The sequence below is a fragment of the Bacillus sp. JJ1503 genome (genome assembly GCF_036965125.1).
In the GTDB taxonomy this organism is placed as follows: Bacteria; Bacillota; Bacilli; order Bacillales; family Cytobacillaceae; genus Cytobacillus.
This window is the reverse complement of sequence record NZ_JBALOZ010000453.1, coordinates 1-3,825: the sequence shown is the minus strand read 5'-3', so window position 1 is coordinate 3,825 and position 3,825 is coordinate 1. Positions and strand designations below refer to the sequence as shown.

Below are 3,825 nucleotides of genomic sequence, written 5' to 3'. Positions count from 1 at the left end.
AACGGCGCCCGAGGTACCTGCGTCAACCTGTCTCATTGAACGAATAAAAATAGGTGCCTGTTTGCTCGTAGAACCTATTTCAGACGCCCATGTATCAGAATTAGCCGCAGCAATAGAAATGGCAAATCCATAAAACCAGATTTCTTGAGGGTAAGCTAGATAAAGTATGCTAAAAAGAGCAGCCGTACCTCCATTCGCCACTACCTGTACCCAATCTCGGCGAGAGCCTTTTTCATGCTTCTGCTCAATTTTCACTTTGTTTCTTCTTTTGAATTTAGACCATAGACTGGAGCTGGCAAAAAAGAAACCGAGCACAAGCAAGCCTTTAACACCAAAGCCAAGTCCAATAATTAGGCCAGCTATAAACGCTGCTATACTCCCTGAACTGGTTAACAATCTAAAATAATATCCGCAAATGGCTGTAGCGGCTATAAATAGAAATAGAAAACCGGCGTCATTCATTTACACACTTAATCTTTTCGTCCGTAATAATTTTACTGACAGGGATATCATGGTCCTCAACTGGAAGTTTTGAAACAATTTGATCATGAAATGCAAGTGAAAGAGTGTGGCCATTATATTTTGTTAAGAACCGGTCATAATAGCCACCGCCAAATCCAAGTCTATAGCCATTCTCGGTAAAGGCTAAGCCAGGAACAATAATCAAATCTATTTCATTCGGCGATACTTCATCTGTTTCTGATTCGATGGGCTCTAGTAATCCATAGTAAACCGATTCTAATTGATCAAACCTATGTAATGTACGGAATACCATTTCCCTCGTTTTTGGCAGGCATTTCGGAACGACAATCCGCTTTCCCTGTTCCCAAGCCTTTCTAATAATTTGATATGTATCAACCTCTGGCTGCTTGGAAATAGTAACCCCAACGGTTGAAGCTTCCTTCCAATATTTATCCTGAAATAACTGATTGGCAATTTGATAAGAAAGTTGCTCATATACAGGTTTATTTATCGATGAAAGCCTATCAATTATTTTCTTTCGCAATATCTTTTTCTCTTCCATCATTCCAAAGCCCCCCATTTATGAATTTATAGCCAACAAAAAAAGCAGTAGGAATCACCCCACTGCTTATTTTGTCTCACGATGTGTAGTAGAACGCTTTTCTCTTGGGCAGTATTTTTTAAGCTCAAGACGATCTGGATTGTTTCTTTTATTTTTTTTAGAAATATAGTTACGATCTCCGCATTCTGTGCAAGCCAACGTAATATTCACACGCATGTAATTTCCCTCCAAACTATTGAAAGACTAGTTCGTTCATACGACCTTTTTATAATATCACTTTTTAAATGTAAATGCTAGTGTGTTTTTAAAAGAGACTCGTTTAATTTTATTAGCTCTGTCTCATTGTCCCCGCTAATTATCCATGATTCCCCTTCTATGGTTTGTTTCCCCTTGAAATGACAATCATAGAGAAATAAACTGACAGCATCGCCATTAGCCATCGGATTATATTGAAGTTTTCCTGTTGTAGGACAAGCCCAAATATGATCAGTAAAGACATTCCTAATAGATTGGATGGTGCTAGCCCTGAATGTTTTCCCTTGGCAATACCCATTGGCTAAATGCACTTGATGATTGTCTAAGTGGAAAACAACCTTCTCGGAAGGTGAAATAAATGAAAAATGCTCATGATCTTCGAAAAAATGATTGAATCTATTTCGGCTTTGATAATGCCTATTTTGAATAAGCAGCTTTACATGCAGCTGACGTTCACGAAAGTTGGTAATACTGACATTATACAATTGTAAAGCTGGGGAACCTTTCTCTTGTTGTAAGTGAACTGACAAACCTTCTTCTGCAAACATTGTTTCTACTCCTGGTGTCAGCCAATATGTCTTTCCATCAATCCAGATCCCAGGAATAACTTCTATCCCTTCTTTATTCGAAATTATGTTTTCCTCTGTAGCTTTTGGTTGAATCCAAGTTTTTATTTTCATATTCATTTCACCTCCGAATAAATTGTCAGCATATTAATCCTTTTCATTATTTAGATGAATAAGTAATTCTTCGTATACTTTAACTGTTTCTTCAGCTACTCTCTCCCAGCTAAAAATGGTCTCGACCCGTTTTTTTCCAGACAGTCCGATTTGCTCTGCATGGGATTCATTTTCTAACAAGTACTTAATTTGCTCGATTAAGCTGTCTGAACATCCCGGTTTCATGAGCATTCCTGATCTTTTATGCTGAACTATTTCTTTTAAGCCCCCTGTATTCGAAACAATTGTCGGCTTCCCCGCCTGCATTGCTTCTAGTGCAACGATTCCAAAGGGTTCATAGCGACTTGGAAAAACAGCCATTCTGCAGAGGTTGAGCAAAGCTGTCCTTTGCTCATCCGATACATAGCCAACAAAGAAAAGCAGATTTTGCAGCTGCAATCTATCGACCATCCTCTGGTATTTATCAAGCAGAGGTCCTTTCCCGGCAACTATGAAATATACATCGGGAAATTGTCTTTGCATTTTTTGGGCTGCCTCTATTATTGTGTCAAATCCTTTTTCCTTAACGATGCGTCCAATCGAAAAGATCAGACGCTTATTTTTTTGAATAGGCATCACTTCTAAAGCCTTCAATCCGTCTTTCACATGCGTATTTGCTGCTGTTCCATTTGAGATTATATGAAGTTTCTTTTCGTTTCGTAAACGAAACACTTGATTAAGCTCTCGTTTCATATATTCACTGCAGACAATGATTGTATCCGCTTGTGTAATTAATTGTTGTTCCTTATCGTGAATAAATTTTTGAAGCTCTGTATGGATACCTTTGTTTCTTCCATATTCCGTTGCGTGAATAGTTGCAATTAACGGAATGCGAAGGGTATTTCTTAAGACAGTAGCACTTGCTCCAACAAGCCAATCATGGGCGTGGATCAAGTTAAAGCGATATATATTATCAATCTCCAATGCCTTATTCAGCATCGCTAAGTTTAATCCGCCTATCCAGCTAAGAAAATCTTCATCCTGTTGATTAAATGGGATTACACGGTGTATCCGAACACGCTCATTCATTTCTTCCTCCGCCGCTTCATTCGGATTTGAAGTAATGACATGCACTTCATAGTCCATTGTTTGAAGACAGTCAGCAAGTCCTTGAACATGTCTTGATAAACCGCCAACAAGGTGGGGAGGATATTCCCATGATAGAATTAGAATTCTTCGTTTGGCATTTTTTTTAACCATTATTCGTGAATTGTCTATTTCCCTAGACATTTTCTTTACATTAGAAAGCTCCAATTTTTTATCTTCATAGGCAACTGTTTGTTTATACTTATATTTTAAGGAATAGTCCTCGTTCCTGTTATTGGGCACATAATACGAATAGGTGCTAACCAGCTTGGACCAAGGATAAGGTGGATCGGAAGGTTCAGTGCAAGCCCTACGAAGCTCACATACGCTTTTTAGGGTATCGCTTGCAATGAGATTTGATCGAAGTATGGGAAAGAAATGATGACTTGATAGTTTGATCCCGACTTCTGCATAGTAACTTTGATGTTTCGTAAGCCCCTCAACTATTCTCTGTGATTGATTCCCCCCAATGATCATTTCTTGATCATATGCCTCTATTCCTCTTATACCCTCTGCGGCATTATAAAGACGAATAGTCTTGGTCAATTTAGAGAAGGATCTGCTGAAATAACATTCCACAAGGTTTCTAATATGAAGAGGAATATCCCATGATGCATAACAAAGGCTGTTGGAAATTATTTTTAAATGAAAGTATCTTTCAGTCATGATGCACCTCATGCTCAATTGAGATAAAGTGAAACTTCAATCAGTGGGGTTTTCTATCATCCCCCACTGATTGTT

The 3,825-nt window shown here is 38.4% G+C and carries 5 protein-coding genes; all 5 read right to left on the bottom strand.

The window, feature by feature from the left end:
- A partial coding sequence (locus V7149_RS25005) for a DUF92 domain-containing protein (protein WP_335348269.1) occupies positions 1 to 462 on the bottom strand: 462 nt, incomplete at its 3' end.
- Complete coding sequence (locus tag V7149_RS25000) at positions 455 to 1,024, bottom strand: 5-formyltetrahydrofolate cyclo-ligase (RefSeq protein WP_335348272.1); 570 nt, start codon at positions 1,022 to 1,024, stop codon at positions 455 to 457. The genes V7149_RS25005 and V7149_RS25000, both read right to left, overlap by 8 nt.
- A gap of 66 nt (positions 1,025 to 1,090) precedes the next feature.
- Positions 1,091 to 1,240, bottom strand: coding sequence for a 50S ribosomal protein L33 (gene rpmG, locus V7149_RS24995; protein ID WP_057771568.1), 150 nt, complete (start codon positions 1,238 to 1,240; stop codon positions 1,091 to 1,093).
- A 77-nt stretch (positions 1,241 to 1,317) separates the two neighbouring features.
- A complete protein-coding gene (locus tag V7149_RS24990) occupies positions 1,318 to 1,959 on the bottom strand; it encodes a hypothetical protein (RefSeq protein ID WP_335348268.1) in 642 nt (213 codons plus the stop codon).
- 33 nt (positions 1,960 to 1,992) lie between these two features.
- Positions 1,993 to 3,630 (bottom strand): glycosyltransferase family 4 protein, encoded by a 1,638-nt coding sequence (locus tag V7149_RS24985; RefSeq protein WP_335348267.1) that lies wholly within the window; start codon positions 3,628 to 3,630, stop codon positions 1,993 to 1,995.
- Positions 3,631 to 3,825 lie beyond the last annotated feature (195 nt).